The 14,250-nt window shown below is 68.3% G+C and carries 16 protein-coding genes; 8 read left to right on the plus strand and 8 right to left on the minus strand.

Going from position 1 to position 14,250, the window contains the following annotated elements; genetic code table 11:
- Positions 1 to 50 precede the first annotated feature (50 nt).
- Both ACT3TD_RS03860 and ACT3TD_RS03865 read left to right on the plus strand, forming a co-directional pair.
- Positions 51 to 896 (plus strand): PspA/IM30 family protein, encoded by an 846-nt coding sequence (locus tag ACT3TD_RS03860; protein WP_441578748.1) that lies wholly within the window; start codon positions 51 to 53, stop codon positions 894 to 896.
- Positions 897 to 906: 10 nt separating this feature from the next.
- Positions 907 to 1,641, plus strand: coding sequence for a DUF1707 SHOCT-like domain-containing protein (locus ACT3TD_RS03865; RefSeq protein WP_441578749.1), 735 nt, complete (start codon positions 907 to 909; stop codon positions 1,639 to 1,641).
- Positions 1,642 to 1,653: 12 nt separating this feature from the next.
- On the opposite strand, the gene ACT3TD_RS03870 is transcribed toward ACT3TD_RS03865, so the two are convergent.
- The 3 genes from ACT3TD_RS03870 to ACT3TD_RS03880 are packed head-to-tail and all read right to left on the minus strand — an operon-like array spanning position 1,654 to position 3,523.
- Entirely contained in the window at positions 1,654 to 2,283 is a 630-nt protein-coding gene (locus tag ACT3TD_RS03870) for an energy-coupling factor transporter transmembrane component T family protein (protein ID WP_441578750.1), read from the minus strand.
- Entirely contained in the window at positions 2,280 to 2,972 is a 693-nt protein-coding gene (locus ACT3TD_RS03875; RefSeq protein WP_301443435.1) for an energy-coupling factor ABC transporter ATP-binding protein, read from the minus strand. Before ACT3TD_RS03875 ends, ACT3TD_RS03870 begins: the two co-directional genes overlap by 4 nt.
- Positions 2,969 to 3,523 (minus strand): biotin transporter BioY, encoded by a 555-nt coding sequence (locus tag ACT3TD_RS03880; RefSeq protein WP_301443441.1) that lies wholly within the window; start codon positions 3,521 to 3,523, stop codon positions 2,969 to 2,971. The genes ACT3TD_RS03875 and ACT3TD_RS03880 overlap by 4 nt, the downstream gene beginning before the upstream one ends.
- 181 nt (positions 3,524 to 3,704) lie before the next feature.
- Between ACT3TD_RS03880 and ACT3TD_RS03885 the strand changes: the two genes are divergently transcribed.
- The 3 genes from ACT3TD_RS03885 to ACT3TD_RS03895 all read left to right on the plus strand — a co-directional run bounded on the left by ACT3TD_RS03885 (position 3,705) and on the right by ACT3TD_RS03895 (position 5,996).
- Positions 3,705 to 3,911 (plus strand): DUF3046 domain-containing protein, encoded by a 207-nt coding sequence (locus ACT3TD_RS03885; RefSeq protein ID WP_301443434.1) that lies wholly within the window; start codon positions 3,705 to 3,707, stop codon positions 3,909 to 3,911.
- A 265-nt stretch (positions 3,912 to 4,176) separates the two neighbouring features.
- Complete coding sequence (gene recA / locus ACT3TD_RS03890) at positions 4,177 to 5,334, plus strand: recombinase RecA (RefSeq protein WP_441578751.1); 1,158 nt, start codon at positions 4,177 to 4,179, stop codon at positions 5,332 to 5,334.
- Between the two features lie 14 nt (positions 5,335 to 5,348).
- Positions 5,349 to 5,996 (plus strand): regulatory protein RecX, encoded by a 648-nt coding sequence (locus ACT3TD_RS03895; protein ID WP_441578752.1) that lies wholly within the window; start codon positions 5,349 to 5,351, stop codon positions 5,994 to 5,996.
- On the opposite strand, the gene ACT3TD_RS03900 is transcribed toward ACT3TD_RS03895, so the two are convergent.
- From ACT3TD_RS03900 to gluA, 4 genes are read right to left on the minus strand one after another with little or no spacing between them, the layout of a single operon-like run.
- The gene (locus ACT3TD_RS03900; protein WP_301443266.1) at positions 5,993 to 6,931 is read right to left on the minus strand and encodes an amino acid ABC transporter permease; all 939 of its coding nucleotides are present in this window, start codon (positions 6,929 to 6,931) and stop codon (positions 5,993 to 5,995) included. The genes ACT3TD_RS03895 and ACT3TD_RS03900 overlap by 4 nt on opposite strands.
- The gene (locus ACT3TD_RS03905; RefSeq protein ID WP_301443265.1) at positions 6,931 to 7,620 is read right to left on the minus strand and encodes an amino acid ABC transporter permease; all 690 of its coding nucleotides are present in this window, start codon (positions 7,618 to 7,620) and stop codon (positions 6,931 to 6,933) included. The genes ACT3TD_RS03900 and ACT3TD_RS03905 overlap by 1 nt, the downstream gene beginning before the upstream one ends.
- Positions 7,621 to 7,651: 31 nt before the next feature.
- A complete protein-coding gene (locus ACT3TD_RS03910) occupies positions 7,652 to 8,578 on the minus strand; it encodes a glutamate ABC transporter substrate-binding protein (protein WP_441588167.1) in 927 nt (308 codons plus the stop codon).
- A gap of 13 nt (positions 8,579 to 8,591) precedes the next feature.
- Entirely contained in the window at positions 8,592 to 9,320 is a 729-nt protein-coding gene (gene gluA / locus ACT3TD_RS03915; RefSeq protein ID WP_301443268.1) for a glutamate ABC transporter ATP-binding protein GluA, read from the minus strand.
- Positions 9,321 to 9,529: 209 nt separating this feature from the next.
- On the opposite strand from gluA, the gene miaB reads away from it, so the two are divergent.
- Together miaB and ACT3TD_RS03925 are read left to right on the plus strand one after the other, a co-directional pair.
- Positions 9,530 to 11,077, plus strand: a complete 1,548-nt coding sequence (gene miaB, locus ACT3TD_RS03920; protein WP_301443263.1) for a tRNA (N6-isopentenyl adenosine(37)-C2)-methylthiotransferase MiaB — start codon at positions 9,530 to 9,532, stop codon at positions 11,075 to 11,077.
- A gap of 13 nt (positions 11,078 to 11,090) precedes the next feature.
- Positions 11,091 to 11,834 carry an Rv2732c family membrane protein gene (locus tag ACT3TD_RS03925; protein ID WP_301443262.1) on the plus strand — a complete coding sequence of 248 codons (744 nt, stop codon included), beginning with the start codon at positions 11,091 to 11,093 and terminating at the stop codon, positions 11,832 to 11,834.
- A 101-nt stretch (positions 11,835 to 11,935) separates the two neighbouring features.
- Here the strand turns inward: ACT3TD_RS03925 and ACT3TD_RS03930 are convergent, their stop codons facing one another.
- The gene (locus ACT3TD_RS03930) at positions 11,936 to 13,243 is read right to left on the minus strand and encodes a DUF349 domain-containing protein (protein WP_441582080.1); all 1,308 of its coding nucleotides are present in this window, start codon (positions 13,241 to 13,243) and stop codon (positions 11,936 to 11,938) included.
- A 68-nt stretch (positions 13,244 to 13,311) separates the two neighbouring features.
- Between ACT3TD_RS03930 and miaA the strand changes: the two genes are divergently transcribed.
- Entirely contained in the window at positions 13,312 to 14,235 is a 924-nt protein-coding gene (gene miaA, locus ACT3TD_RS03935; protein ID WP_441579563.1) for a tRNA (adenosine(37)-N6)-dimethylallyltransferase MiaA, read from the plus strand.
- Positions 14,236 to 14,250 lie beyond the last annotated feature (15 nt).

Consider the following 14,250-nt stretch of genomic DNA (forward strand, 5'->3'; position numbering starts at 1 on the left):
GCACCGACCCTGCGACCTCATCGCCCCGTCCGAAGGAGACGTTCAGACTCATGGCAAACCCGTTCTCTAAGGCCTGGAAGTACCTCATGGCGCTGTTCGACTCGAAGATCGAGGAGAACGCCGACCCGAAGGTGCAGATCGAGCAGGCCATCCGTGAGGCGCAGAACCAGCACCGTCAGTTGTCGCAGCAGGCGGCGGCCGTCATCGGCAACCAGCGTCAGCTGGAGATGAAGCTGAACCGTCAGCTCGCGGAGATCGAGAAGCTCCAGTCCAACACCAAGCAGGCGTTGACGTTGTCGGACAAGGCCCGGTCCGAGGGCGACAACCAGAAGGCCGTGGAGTACGAGAACGCCGCCGAGGCCTTCGCCGCCCAGCTCGTCACCGCCGAGCAGTCGGTCGAGGACATGAAGCAGCTGCACGACCAGTCGCTGCAGCAGGCGGACCAGGCCAAGAAGGCCGTGGAGCGCAATTCGATGCAGCTGCAGCAGAAGGTGTCCGAGCGCACCAAGCTGCTCAGCCAGCTCGAGCAGGCGAAGATGCAGGAGAAGGTTGCGGACTCGCTGCAGTCCATGGACCGGGCCGCCAGTGCGGACTCGCCGAACCTGGACCAGGTCCGCGAGAAGATCGAACGCCGTTACTCCAACGCCCTCGGCCAGGCCGAGCTGGCGGAGAACTCCGTGCAGGGCCGGATGGCAGAGGTCGAGCAGGCCGGCGTGCACATGGCCGGTCACTCCCGCCTGGAGCAGCTGCGTGCGGAGATGGGTGGCGGAAACTCCGGACAGAACGCCGTGTCCGGCTCGGGCTCGCAGCAGGCGATCAACCAGGGGCAAACCCAGGCACAGTCGGTGAATAACGACGCCGTCGCACAGAAGATGCGCGAGCTCCGGGGGGAGTAGGCTTCGTCACATGGTGACCCCGCCCGACGACAGCTCCCGTAGGGAGGCACGCGGGGAGGCCCGTGGCGACGGGGGACATGCGCTGCGGGCCTCGACCGTGGACAGGGAGCGCGTCCTCGCTGAATTGTCCGAGGCAACCGCCCGCGGGCAGATCGACCTGGGGGAGTTTGACGAACGTTGCGCGGCCGCGTGGAGCGTTGGTTCGCGCGCGGACCTCGCCGCACTGCTCGACGACCTCGTCGTCGATCCGATGGCCGTCGTCGCGGGCACGTCCCGCCGCAACGCGGGCGCCTCGCCCGTCCGTCCGCCGGGGTCGGCACTCGCCACGTCCGGCGACGCCAGGGTCACCGGGGTACCGGGCTCGGCGTGGTCGGTCGCGGTGATGTCCGGGGTGGACAAGAAGGGGGAGTGGGCCTGTGCTCGGGCCCACCGGGTGGTCGTCGTGATGGGAGGCGCGCTGCTTGACCTGAGGAATGCCGTCTTCGAGTCCCCGGAGACCGTCGTCACCGTCACCGCGGTGATGGGCGGCGTGCAGATCCTGGTCCCGGAGGACGTCCGGGTGGTCGAGCACGGGTTCGGGTTGATGGGTGGCTTCGGCAGCGCTCGGTCCAGGTCGGTCCGACTACGCGAACGTGATCTGCCGCCCGACGCACCCGTGGTGCGGGTGCGCGGCATCGCCGTGATGGGTGGTGTCGAGGTCAAGACGGTGCCGCGGCGGGCCGCCGGGGAGATCTCGGCGCCGTAGTGGTGGGGGCCGTCAGTCCGCCGCGCCGCGCGCACGCAGTGCGTCGGCAATGGAACGGGCACGCAGGATCGTCCTGACCACGACGGGCACGCCGAAGGCGGTCAGCGACACCGCTGCGGAGCGTGACCCTCGGGCACGCCGGGCGTCCAGCACGTCGTTGACCGCCTGGACCTGCAGAGGGATCAGTCGCAGCGTGAGGGTGAGCGCCAGGCTCACCTGGTCGACCGGGACGCCGAACCGGGCGAAGGGGGCGAGCATCCGCTCGAAGGTGGCCATCATCTCCGACACCCGGGTGGTGAGGGTGAGCACCACCGCCCCGCCGACGGCGGAGAACAGGACGGTGACCATGGTCGCCGCCTGCTGGACGTCGGTGCGCCACCACAGCATCAACCCGAGGAACACCAGTAACGGCAGTGCGCCGCTGAGCTGACGTACCAGCAGCCGTGGGGGGATGCGGGCGATGAGTGCCACGAGGAGGACCAGGGCGATGCAGACAGTTCCCCCTACCCAGGAGTCGACCAGCACGGCGGAGGCCACGAGGAAGACGCTGAGCACGGCCAGCTTCACCCCGGGCGCTGCGCGGTGGACCGGGGACGTCCCCGGCGAGTAGACGCCGAGGGGCACACGGGAGGGGCTGATCACCGGCAGCCCACCTCCGACATCCGGCGGACGTAGGCGGCGATCACGTCGTCCGGGGCACCGTCGTCGACGATCCTGCCGTCGTCGACGCAGATCGTCCGCTCGGCGTCGGCGGCGAGCTCCAGGTCATGGGTGACGGTGATGACCTGCTGCTCCAGGGAGTCCAGGGTGCGGCGCAACCGGTTGCGGTTGACCAGGTCGAGCAGGCAGGACGGCTCGTCGGCGACGACGACCTGTGGCGACAGTGCGGTGATCGAGGCGAGCGCGAGCATCTGCTTCTCGCCGCCGGACAGCAGGTGCGGGGACTGCTCGTCCTTGCCCTCCAGCCCCACCGCACGCAGGGACTCGGCGACCCGTTCGGCGATCTGCGTACGGGACAACCCGGAACCGCGCAGTGAGAAGGCGACGTCCTCGGCCACGCTGGGCATGATGATCTGGTTGTCGGGGTCGGAGAAGAGGAAACCCACGGCACCGCGTACCTTGCGCCCGCGGCGTCCGACGGGGACGCCGTCGACCTCCACCGTCCCGGAGGTGGCGGGGGTCAGGCCGTTGATCATCCTGATCAGGGTCGACTTGCCGGAGCCGTTGGCGCCGATGACGCTGACACGTTGCTCGGTGAGATCCAGGGTCACCGGGTGCAGGAGCGTGGATCCGTCGACGACGACGCCGGCCCTGTCGTAGGTGACGGTCATGCGGCGGCCCCGGACCTGTCCCGTCGGCGTGCGGACGGTGCGAGGTCGGGGACGGCCCGCAGGACGGCGGCGGCGATGAGGGCCGCGACCACCATCTTGACGATGTCACCCGGGATGAACGGTGCGTTGGAGACCAGTGCGCCGGTGAAGTCCATCCCCGCGCGCAGCATCAGGCCGATGCTGCCGCACAGGTACTGCACGCAGACACCGACGAGTCCGGCGACGATGAAGACACCGACGCGTGCGGCATGGCGACGCGGTGCGAGCTGGGCGATGGCGCCGATGACGACGGCGGAGACGACGTAACCGACGATGTAGCCCACCGTGGGGCCGGCGACGGCGGCCAACGCGGGCTTCCAGCCGGCCATGTTCGGCACGCCGAGGAAGCCGACGGAGATGAAGAGCAGCACGGCGAGGCCGCCGCGCTTCCAGCCGAGGATCATCGCCGTCAGGGCGACGCCCATGTTCTGCAGCACGATCGGGACACCGAGGGAGCCGACCGGGATCGTCACCGCGCCGAGCACGATGATCAGGGCGGCGAAGGTCGCCATCAGGGCGATGTCGGTGGCCGTGGACCGTCGACCGCCCCGATTGTTCGGGGCGGCTGAATCGGCCGAGTCGGCGGTGTCGGCCGGGCGGGTTGATGAGTTCGCCATGTGAAGAACTCTAGCCCGTGGCTTGTACGCCGTTCAAGACCGGGGTGGGACGGGTGCGTCTGTTAGCGTATGGGCCATGCGACGTACGGAGTTCGACCGGTTGGTCCAGGGAGAGTTCGGCGACTCGTTCGGTAGCTGGATCGCCGGGAGCCACGTCCTCGCGGGGCTCGGGGAGACGCCCGCCGAACTGATCGAACAGGGGCACGATCTCAGGGAGGTCTGGCTGTCGCTGTGCGACGACTTCGAGGTCCCCTCCGAGCGTCGGCTCGGTGAGGACCTGTGACGGCACCTGTGTGCGGGGAGGGGTGGGCCACCGCAATGTCGGGGCGTGTCGACTTCTCTCGAACACAGGTTCGTGTATTGTCTGTAGTGTCCACTCGGTGCGGTAGAAATAGTCAGTGACGCCGACGGCCTCCCCAGGGAACCCCGGGAGGTGCCTGGCGAGTCTCTCCTGTACGGGGACTTCTGTACCGGTAGAGGTCTCAGGGTGAGGTCCACGGGGCGCTGCACACCGGCAGCGCCGAGAACGAGAACGGAAATGAGGGCACATGGCCACCAAGAAGAAGAGCGGGAACGGCAACGCAGGTGCTGACCGCCAGAAGGCACTCGACCTGGCGATGTCGCAGATCGAGAAGGACTTCGGCAAGGGCGCGGTGATGCGTCTCGGCGACGACAACCGTCCCCCGATCCAGGTGATCTCCTCGGGAAACATCGCGATCAACGTGGCTCTGGGCCTCGGCGGTTTCCCGCGTGGACGTGTCGTCGAGATCTACGGCCCGGAGTCCTCGGGTAAGACGACCGTGGCGCTGCACGCCATCGCCGAGGCGCAGAAGGCCGGCGGCATCGCCGCCTTCGTCGACGCCGAGCACGCCCTGGACCCGGACTACGCGAAGAAGCTGGGCGTGGACACGGACAACCTCCTGGTCTCGCAGCCGGACACCGGTGAGCAGGCCCTCGAGATCGCCGACATGCTCGTGCGTTCCGGCGCCATCGACATCATCGTCGTCGACTCCGTGGCCGCGCTGACCCCGAAGGCCGAGATCGACGGCGACATGGGTGACAGCCACGTCGGTCTGCAGGCCCGGCTGATGAGCCAGGCGCTGCGCAAGATGACCGGTGCACTGCACCAGACGAGCACGACCGCCATCTTCATCAACCAGCTGCGCGAGAAGATCGGCGTGATGTTCGGCTCCCCGGAGACCACCACCGGTGGTAAGGCCCTGAAGTTCTACGCCTCGGTGCGCTGTGACGTGCGCCGTATCCAGACGTTGAAGGACGGGCAGGACGCGGTGGGTAACCGCACCAAGATGAAGATCGTGAAGAACAAGGTCTCCCCGCCGTTCAAGATCGCCGAGTTCGACATCCTCTACGGTGAGGGTGTCTCGCGAGAGGGCTCGATCATCGACCTGGGCGTGGACAACGGGCTCGTGAAGAAGTCGGGCTCCTGGTACACCTACAAGGGCGACCAGCTGGGCCAGGGCAAGGAGAAGGCCCGCGAGTTCCTCAAGGCCAACCCGGACCTGTCCTCCGAGATCGAGGACGGCATCATGCGTACCCTCCAGGTCGGCCCCTACGCCGCAGCCAAGGGTACCGAGGCCCCCGAGGCGGAGACGGAGTCCGCCGCCATGGACGTCCCGGGCATCGAGGACCCGGACAACGTGCCGATCAGCGTGGTCCCCACGTTCGATGACGAGGAAGACGACTAGACGGGAGTACTCCGGTGTCTGCGTCCGACTCCAGCACGTCCGACTCCAGCGCGTCCGACCGGATCGAGCAGCTGCAGGCTGCCATCGCCGCGGTGCAGCGTGGCGAGACCGGTGAGGAGATCATCGACGAGAGTCTCGAGGAGCGTCTCGCACCGCTGAAGTCGAAGGCCACCCGGCTGATCAGCCACCGTGACCGCTCGGTCTCCGAACTCAGGGGACGCCTCGCCGAGACCTCGGGCGCGGACGGGGAGACCGTCGACCCCGACCTGGTGGAGCTCGTCGTCGAGCGGTGCATCGCCAACGGCATGGTCGACGACGCCCGCTTCGCCAACGAGTGGGTACGCCAGCGTCAGCACAACCAGCGCAAGTCCGTCAGCGTGCTGCGCCGCGAACTCGTGACGAAAGGCGTGGCAGGCCACCTCATCGAGGAAGCGCTGTCACAGGTCGACGAAGCCGACCAGGAGGCCATCCTCGACAACCTGGTGACGAAGAAGGCGGGCACCGTGACCACGGTGCCCGCCGACCGTCGGGACTACGAGCGACACCTGCGACGAATCGTCGGGGTGGCCGCCAGGCGGGGATTCCCGGAGGGCAGGAGCCTCACCCGGGCCCGCCGTGCCCTCGACCTGAGGATCGAGGAACTCGGGGGAGAGGACCGCTAGTCGGTGGTCGACCTCAGGTCCTTGTGACCTTCGGCATGCCAGTCGACATTCACCGAGTCCTTGGTCTCGAGCCCCTGGTCCTTCTGGTGGGGGACCTTGGCCGCGATGTTGCGGCGGGCGCGACCGGCACGCAGCTGCTGCTCCATGCGCTCGGCCAACTTCGAGAGCCCGAAGTTGATGATGATCATGATCGCCGCCACCACGAGCAGTGCCGGGAGCATCGCGCCGTAGAACTCACCGAGCTGACGGCCGGAACGCACGACCTCGACGAAGTTCACGCCGTAACCAAGCGCGGAGTCCTTCAGTGCGATGACCATCTGCGAGACGATCGCCGGCAGCATGGCCGCCACCGCCTGGGGGAGCAGGATCTTGCGCATCATCTGACCCCAAGACAGGCCCAGCGCGGAGGCCGCCTCGGACTGGCCCTTGGGCAGCGACTCGATGCCGGAACGCAGGATCTCGGCGATCACCGACCCGTTGTACAGGGTCAGCGAAGTCACGACGGCCGCGAAGCCCAGGTAGGTCGACGGGAAGACGGCGTAGTGGCCGAAGAAGGCGTAGGTGAAGATCATCAGCACGAGCACCGGGATCGAGCGGAAGAACTCGACCACCACACCGGCGAACCAGCGCACCGGGGCGATCGTGGACAGTCGGGCGATACCGAACACCGCGCCGAAGACCAGGGACAGGACGATCGAGAGGATCGCCGAGGCGAAGGTCCAGAACAGACCCGGCAGGATGTAGGTCGTCCAGGTGTTGCCGTAGAAGAAGATCTCCCACTTGGCCTTGTCGAGCTGTCCGCCGTCATTGAGCTTCACCAGCACGAAGGCCAGGATCAGCAGCAGGAGGACCACGGTGACGACCGTGAGCACCCGGTTGAACCGGACCGCCTTGGGGCCGGGGGCGTCGTAGAGGACTGTTGCACGTGTGGACATCAGCGCTTCACCGCCCAACGCTTGCCGGCCCAGCCGAAGAACAGGCCGGTCGGGAGGGTGAGGACGATGAAGCCGGCGGCAATGATGCCGGCGATGATGAACAGGTCACTGGCGTAGTTCTCCGTCATGGTCTTCATCAGCAGTGAGGCTTCACCCACGCCGATGACCGACGCGATGGTCGTGTTCTTGATCAGGGCGATCAACGTGTTGCCCAGCGGGACGATGGCCCCGCGGAAGGCCTGGGGCAGCACGACGTGCCGGAAGTTCTGGGTGAAGCTCAGCCCCAGGGAGCGCGCCGCCTCGGCCTGGCCGAAGGGCACGGTGTTGATGCCGGAACGCAGCGACTCGGCCACGAAGGTCGAGGTGTAGAGGATGAACGCCAGGACCGCCAGGCGGAAGTTCTGTTGTTCGATGAAGTTGGGGCTGGAGTTCGAGGCCAGCAGCAGGTTCAGCTGGTAGTAGAGCCCCAGCGACATGATCAGTGCGATCAGTGTGAGCGGGGTGTTTCGCACGGTGTTGATGTAGACCGTGGCGACCGTACGCAGGATGCCGACCGGGCAGACCCTCATCGCGGTGAGGATCGTTCCCAGGATCAACGCACCGATGGCAGACCAGAACGCGAGTTTGATCGTCATCCAGAAGACGGACAACAGTTGTGGGCCCATCTCGGCCCAGAGATCGGGATTCATGTCGGTACCTCCCTTCCTTTCAGGTGTGGTTCTAGTCTTCGGTGAACGAGAGGTCGCCGATGTCGGGCTTCGACCCGATCTCGAAGTCCTCGCCCAGGTTGTCCTTGACGATCTGGTCGAAGGCGCCGGAGTCGTACATCTCCTCCAGGGCCTCGTTGACCGCCTCGCGGTCGGCGCCGTCGCCCTTGGGCAGGCCGATGCCGTAGTGCTCGTCGGTCCAGAAGGAGCCGTCCGGGTTCTGCAGCTGGATCACGCGGAAGTCGTCGTCGTAGCGCTCCTTGTAGCGCTGGGCGAAGCCGGCGAGGATCGTCGCGTCGGTCGTCAGGGCGTCCACCACGCCCTGCTTCACACCCTCGGCGCAGGCGGCGTAGGTGTCGAACTCCTGGAGCTGCACACCGGGCAGGGCCTCCTTGACCTTCTGCGCGGGGGTGGAGCCGGAGACCGAGCACAGCCGCATGCCGTCCTTGACGTCCTCCAGTCCGGTGATGCCGGTCTCGGCCTCGATCAGCAGGCCCTGGTGGGTGACCATGTAGGGGCCGGCGAAGTCGACGGCGGCGAGGCGTCCGGCGTTGATGGAGTAGGTGGCGGCGATCATGTTGACCTCGCCGTTGTTGATCAGGGTCTCGCGCTGGGAGGACGGCGTCTCGCGCCACTCCATCTCGGGGACGTCCCACCCGTTCTTGTCGGCGATGAACTCGACGACGTAGCGGGAGACGTCGACGTCCATGCCGACGAACTCCTTGTCCGGCGTGCGCTCGCCGAGTCCGGGCTGGTCGAACTTGGTGCCCAGGGTCACGCTGCCGTTCTCGATGTCGTCAAGCAGGGAACGCGGCTCGGAGCTCCCGCAGGAGGTCATGGTGGCGGCACCGGCGACGACGAGGACCGCGGCGGTGACCCGTCGCAGCAGGCCGGCCCGCCGCGGGGCGACCGACCGGGGTTTTCTGTTCTCGGTTTTCATCTTCCTCCCCTCCCTAGTGCCCGACGATCTTCGCCAGGAAGTCCTTGGCCCGGTCGGACTCGGGATTGGTGAAGAAGGTCTCCGGGTCGGTGTCCTCGACGATGGCGCCGTCGGCCATGAACAGGATCCGGTCGGCGGCGCGGCGGGCGAAGCCCATCTCGTGGGTGACCACGACCATGGTCATGCCCTCGGCGGCGAGGCCGGCCATCACGTCGAGGACCTCGTTGATCATCTCGGGGTCCAGGGCGGAGGTCGGCTCATCGAAGAGCATGACCTTCGGCTCCATCGCCAGGGCGCGGGCGATGGCCACGCGCTGCTGCTGCCCGCCGGAGAGCTGGGCGGGGTACTTGTCGGCCTGCACGGCGATGCCGACGCGGTCCAGGAGGCGGTCGGCGGCCTTCGATGCGTCTGACTTGGAGGTCTTTCGCACCTTCACCGGTGCCAGGGTGACGTTGTCGCGGATCGTCATGTGGCTGAACAGGTTGAAGGACTGGAAGACCATGCCGACCTCGGAACGCAGCCGGGCCAGGTCCTTACCCTCCTCGGGGAGGAGTTCGCCGTCGATCCGGATCTCCCCGGTGTCGATGGTCTCCAACCGGTTGATCGTCCGGCACAGGGTCGACTTGCCGGAACCGGACGGCCCCAGCACCACCACGACCTGGCCTGAGGGGATGTCCAGGTTGATGTCCTTCAGGGCCTGGAAGTCTCCGAAATACTTGTTCACCCCGGTGAGGGTGATCATGCTCGATGCATTCTCTTGAACTGTCATGCGAGAAGTCTAGTGTTAGTTGCGCCATGACGGGGAACCCGCTGAGGCTTGTATCACGTTACGATTCCGTTAATACCGGCGAATGTGCAGTTCCCGGGCCGTTGACGCGGGTGTTCTTAGGGCCTGGCGGGGGTGCTGCACTACACTCGGGGACCGTGGTTGAATCCCGTAGTACTGCAGAAATGACCCGGCCTGACAACCGGAACAACCGAACGTACGAGGTCCGCACCTTCGGTTGCCAGATGAACGTCCACGACTCGGAGCGACTCTCCGGACTGCTCGAGGACTCCGGCTACGTGCCGGTGCGTGGTGGCTCGACGCCGGACGTCGTGGTGTTCAACACCTGCGCGGTCCGGGAGAACGCCGACAACCGGCTCTACGGCACGCTCGGCCAGCTCAAGGAGGTCAAGGACGGCCATCCGGGCATGCAGATCGCGGTCGGCGGCTGCATGGCGCAGAAGGACAAGCAGACCGTCGTCGACAAGGCCCCGTGGGTGGACGTGGTCTTCGGTACGCACAACATGGGGTCGCTGCCCACCCTGCTGTCGCGCAGCGAGCACAACCGGCGCGCCGAGGTGGAGATCGTCGACTCGCTGGAACAGTTCCCCTCCGTGCTGCCGGCCAAGCGTGAGTCGACCTACGCCGGCTGGGTGAGTGTGTCGGTGGGCTGCAACAACACCTGCACGTTCTGCATCGTGCCCTCGCTGCGCGGTGCGGAGCAGGACCGTCGCCCGGGCGACGTCCTGGCGGAGGTCGAGGCCCTGGTCGCCCAGGGTGTCACCGAGGTCACGCTGCTCGGGCAGAACGTCAACGCCTACGGGGTGAACTTCTCCGACCCCTCCGTCGAACGTGACCGCAGCGCCTTCTCGAAGCTGCTGCGCGCCTGCGGTGAGATCGAGGGCCTCGAGCGTCTGCGCTTCACCAGCCCCCACCCGGCGGAGTTCACCGACGACGTCATCGACGCGATGGTCGAGACCCCGGTGGTCTGCCCGCAGCTGCACATGCCGCTGCAGTCGGGCTCCGACCGGATCCTCAAGGCCATGCGCCGGTCCTACCGCTCGAAGAAGTTCCTCGGCATCCTCGACAAGGTCCGTGAGCGCATGCCGGACGCGGCGATCACCACCGACCTCATCGTCGGTTTCCCCGGTGAGACCGAGGAGGACTTCCAGGAGACCCTGCGGGTCGTCGAGGAGTCCCGCTTCACCAGCGCCTACACCTTCCAGTACTCCCCGCGCCCGGGGACGCCGGCGGCGTCCCTGTCCGACCAGATCCCCAAGTCGGTGGTGCAGGACCGCTACGAGCGTCTCGAACGGCTCCAGGAGCGCATCAGCGGCGAGGACAACGCCGCCCAGGTCGGCCGGCGCGTCGAATTGCTCGTGCAGGACGGTGGGGGACGCAAGAACGCCCGCACGCAGCGCATGTCCGGACGCTCCCGCGACGGGCGGCTCGTCCACTTCGCCCCGGGCGACGAGGCCGTGCGTCCCGGGGACGTCGTGGAGGTCACCGTGACCTCCTCGGCACCGCACTTCCTCATCGCCGACTCCGGTGTGCACTCGCACCGTCGGACGAAGGCGGGGGACATGGCGGAGGCCGGTTCCGTGCCCACCACGGGCCCGGTCGGGCAGGCGGGAGCCGGCGTCGGCCTCGGCCTGCCGGGGATCGGAAGGCCGTCGGCACCCGCCGCTCCGGCGACATCGGGAGTTCAGGACGGAGGCTGCGGTTGTGAGTAGGAAGACTGACGGAGTGAAGAGGGCCCAGGAGCCGGAGAGCCGCGAGGCGCTGAACAAGCGCCGCGTGGAGGCCCTCAACAAGCACGTCGAGGAGCTGGAGCGCAGCGCCGGCGGAGATCTCGCCGTGGCGGAGCGTCGCGCGTCCGGAACCATCGTGCTGGGGTCGTCGCTGCCGGTGCTGGTGTTCGGGGCGGTGGTCGTCCTCGTCTCGCTCTTCCTCCCGCACTCCGGGGAGGTCCACGGTTACGACGTGCTGCTGTTCTCCGACCTGGCGCAGACGTTCGTCACCACGCTGCCGGAGCGGGTCTACGCCTGGCTCGCGCTCGTCGGTGGTGTGCTGCTGACCCTGGGTACGGTGATCTCCCGCTCCGCGCTGGTCACCTGGGTGAACTGGACGCTGACCGGTATCGGCTGGGTCTACGGTGTCCTGGCGATCGGGATGCGGCAGTCCCGTCCGCCGACAGAGCCGGGCGACGGCCCCGGGATCGGTCTGATCCTCGGGTTCATCGCGATGGTGCTCATCTTCATCACCCTGTCGAGCCGGTTGCTGCGCCGTGGTGCGGTGCAGAAGGCCATCGCCGCCCGCCGCCGTGAGGAGGCCGGGCGTGACGAGGAGTCGCGGGCGGCCCAGCTCGTGCTGCGCACCGGCCTGGAGCCCCAGCAGGAGGCCGAGGTCGTCGACGACCGACGCGACAAGGTCCGCGCCAGGCGTCAACGCCACGACGTGGCCAAGGACACCGGGGACACCGAAGACTAGCCCCAACCAGCGAGCAACCCCGGAGGTCGGTGTGACCGACCTCCGGGGTTGCTGCGTGCGTGGGGGAGACCCGTCCCACGGGAACCGGGCAGGAGCTGTGCCTAGTCCTGTCCGGAGTCGGCGGCGGCCTCTGCCGCGGTCGCCGCCCACGAGCGCCACTGCTCGGCCTGGCCGCGCAGGTCCTCGGCCTTCTTGTGGCGTCCGGCCTTCTCGGCGGCCTCGGCGTCCGCGGTGAGCTGGTCGACCCGGGCCTGGAACTGGGCCACGCGTGCCTCGGCCTCGGGGTCGGTCTGGCGCCACTGACGCTCGGCGAAGTCACTGACGCGGGACTCCAGGGCACCGAGCTTCTCGTCGAACTCCTTGACCCGGTCGCGCGGCACGTAGCCGACCTCGTCCCACTTCTCCTGCAGCTCGCGCAGCACTTCGCGGGCCCGGTCGAGGTCAACCTGCGGGTCGATGCGGCCGTCGTACTCGTCGAGGAGGGCCTGCTTGGTTTCGGCGTTGCCGGCGAACTGCTCGTCCTTGCGGCGGTTGTCCTCGTCGCGGGCGCCGAAGAAGACGTCCTGCGCGCCGCGGAACCGGGCCCACAGCCGGTCGTCGTCGGCGCGGCGGGCACGTCCGGCGGCCTTCCATTCGGCCATCAGGTCGCGGTAGGCCCGGGCGGTCTCGTTCCAGTCCGTGGAGTTCTGCAGTGCCTCGGCGCGTTTGACCAGGTCCTCCTTGCGACGCCGGACGCTGTCGCGCTGGCGGTCGAGGTCGGCGAAGTGGCCGTCGCGGCGTTCCTTGAACGTCCCGCGGGCCGCGCGCAGCCGGCTGGCCAGGGCCTTGTCGGCGGCCCTGTCACCGCCGGCGGCGTTCCACTGGTCGCCGATGGCGCGCAGCCGGTCGCCGTCGGCCTTCCAGTCCTCGCCGTCGGCGGCGATGCGCTCGGCCTCGGCGACGAGTTCCCCGCGACGCTCGGCCAGGCGTTCCTCCACCTGGCCGGCGGTGGTGACGATCTCGGTGAGTCGACGGTCCAGCCGCGCGAGGTCCCCCAGGACACCGGCGTCGGCCAGGCCGTCCTGCAGGCGGGTCGCGTCGGTACGCACGCGGGCGAACTCCTCCGGGTGGGTGCCCAGACGCGCGGCGAGGACCTCCACCTCGGTGGCGAGGTCGGCGAAGCGGCGGGCGTAGTGGGCAAGTCCCTCCTCGACGCTGCCGGCCTTCCACTCGCCGATACGGCGCTCCGCGCCGTCCACCGTCAGCCACACGACCCCGTCGTCGTCGATGCGTCCGTGCGCCGCGGCGTCCTTCGTGGACGGGGCGACGGTGGTGCCGGCAGAGGCGGCGCCGGGCCGGGCACCTGGCTTGGGTCCGGGCGTGGCACCGGGCCGGGCACCTGGCTTGGGTCCGGGCTTGGGGACGTTCATCGGGGGTCCTTCGGTCGGTGGAGTGGGCTACCTGACATTATGGCAGACCCGCCGTAGACTGCTCCGACATGAGTGCAGCACAACCACGCCCCCGCCCGGTGGCGATCGTGGGGCCCACCGGGTCGGGGAAGTCGGAGACGGCGTTGGCGCTGGCGGAGGCCGTCGACGGGGAGGTCGTCAACATCGACTCCATGCAGCTCTACCGCGGCATGGACATCGGCACGGCGAAGCTGCCGCCGGAGCAACGACGGGGGATCCCGCACCACCAGTTCGACGTCCTGGACGTCACCGAGACCGCCTCGGTCGCGCGCTACCGCGACGCCGCCATCGCCGACGTCGAGGACGTGGCCGCCCGGGGACGGGTCCCGGTGATCGTCGGTGGGTCGATGATGTACCTGCAGGCACTCCTGGACGAGTGGGAGCTCCCGCCCACCGATGCGGCGGTGCGTGCCCGGTGGGAGCGTGAACTCGACCGGGTGGGGGTTGAGTCGTTGCACGGTCAGCTCGCGGAGAAGGACCCGCAGGCCGCGGACACGATCGAGGCACGGGACTCCCGGCGTACCGTGCGGGCCCTGGAGGTCATCGAACTCACCGGGCGCCCCTTCGCCGCGTCCCTGCCGCCGAGTGACCGGCCGACGCGCTGGGACACGGTGATCATCGGTCTGGCCGCGCAGGCGGACTGGCTGAACCCCCGTCTGGAGACGCGCGTCCACCAGATGTTCGACCTCGGGCTCGTCGACGAGGTCCGTGGCCTGGTGGCGCAGGGCCTGGTGCGTGACTCCACCGCGGGTAAGGCGATCGGCTACGCGCAGGTGCTCGACCACCTCGCCGGCGAACTCACGTTGGACGAGGCCGTGGAGCGCACGGTGAGCGGGACGCGCCGTTACGCCCGGCGGCAGCGGGCCTGGTTCAAGCGGGACCCGCGTATCCGCTGGTTCGACGCTGCCGACCCGGACGTCACCCGCCAGGTCGTGCACGAGATCGTGCGGTAGTTCATGCGGTAGATC

It is taken from the genome of Corynebacterium sp. AOP36-E1-14 (assembly GCF_052377495.1).
GTDB lineage: Bacteria > Actinomycetota > Actinomycetes > Mycobacteriales > Mycobacteriaceae > Corynebacterium.

Bases quoted from the DNA above. Each gene is read 5' to 3' on its own strand.
- ACT3TD_RS03860 (WP_441578748.1), top strand. From the start codon at position 51: ATGGCAAACCCGTTCTCTAAGGCCTGGAAGTACCTCATGGCGCTGTTC.
- ACT3TD_RS03865 (WP_441578749.1), top strand. From the start codon at position 907: ATGGTGACCCCGCCCGACGACAGCTCCCGTAGGGAGGCACGCGGGGAG.
- ACT3TD_RS03875 (WP_301443435.1), bottom strand. From the start codon at position 2,972: ATGACCGTCACCTACGACAGGGCCGGCGTCGTCGTCGACGGATCCACG.
- ACT3TD_RS03880 (WP_301443441.1), bottom strand. From the start codon at position 3,523: ATGGCGACCTTCGCCGCCCTGATCATCGTGCTCGGCGCGGTGACGATC.
- ACT3TD_RS03885 (WP_301443434.1), top strand. From the start codon at position 3,705: ATGCGACGTACGGAGTTCGACCGGTTGGTCCAGGGAGAGTTCGGCGAC.
- recA (WP_441578751.1), top strand. From the start codon at position 4,177: ATGGCCACCAAGAAGAAGAGCGGGAACGGCAACGCAGGTGCTGACCGC.
- ACT3TD_RS03900 (WP_301443266.1), bottom strand. From the start codon at position 6,931: ATGTCCACACGTGCAACAGTCCTCTACGACGCCCCCGGCCCCAAGGCG.
- ACT3TD_RS03905 (WP_301443265.1), bottom strand. From the start codon at position 7,620: ATGAATCCCGATCTCTGGGCCGAGATGGGCCCACAACTGTTGTCCGTC.
- ACT3TD_RS03910 (WP_441588167.1), bottom strand. From the start codon at position 8,578: ATGAAAACCGAGAACAGAAAACCCCGGTCGGTCGCCCCGCGGCGGGCC.
- gluA (WP_301443268.1), bottom strand. From the start codon at position 9,320: ATGATCACCCTCACCGGGGTGAACAAGTATTTCGGAGACTTCCAGGCC.
- miaB (WP_301443263.1), top strand. From the start codon at position 9,530: ATGACCCGGCCTGACAACCGGAACAACCGAACGTACGAGGTCCGCACC.
- ACT3TD_RS03930 (WP_441582080.1), bottom strand. From the start codon at position 13,243: ATGAACGTCCCCAAGCCCGGACCCAAGCCAGGTGCCCGGCCCGGTGCC.
- miaA (WP_441579563.1), top strand. From the start codon at position 13,312: ATGAGTGCAGCACAACCACGCCCCCGCCCGGTGGCGATCGTGGGGCCC.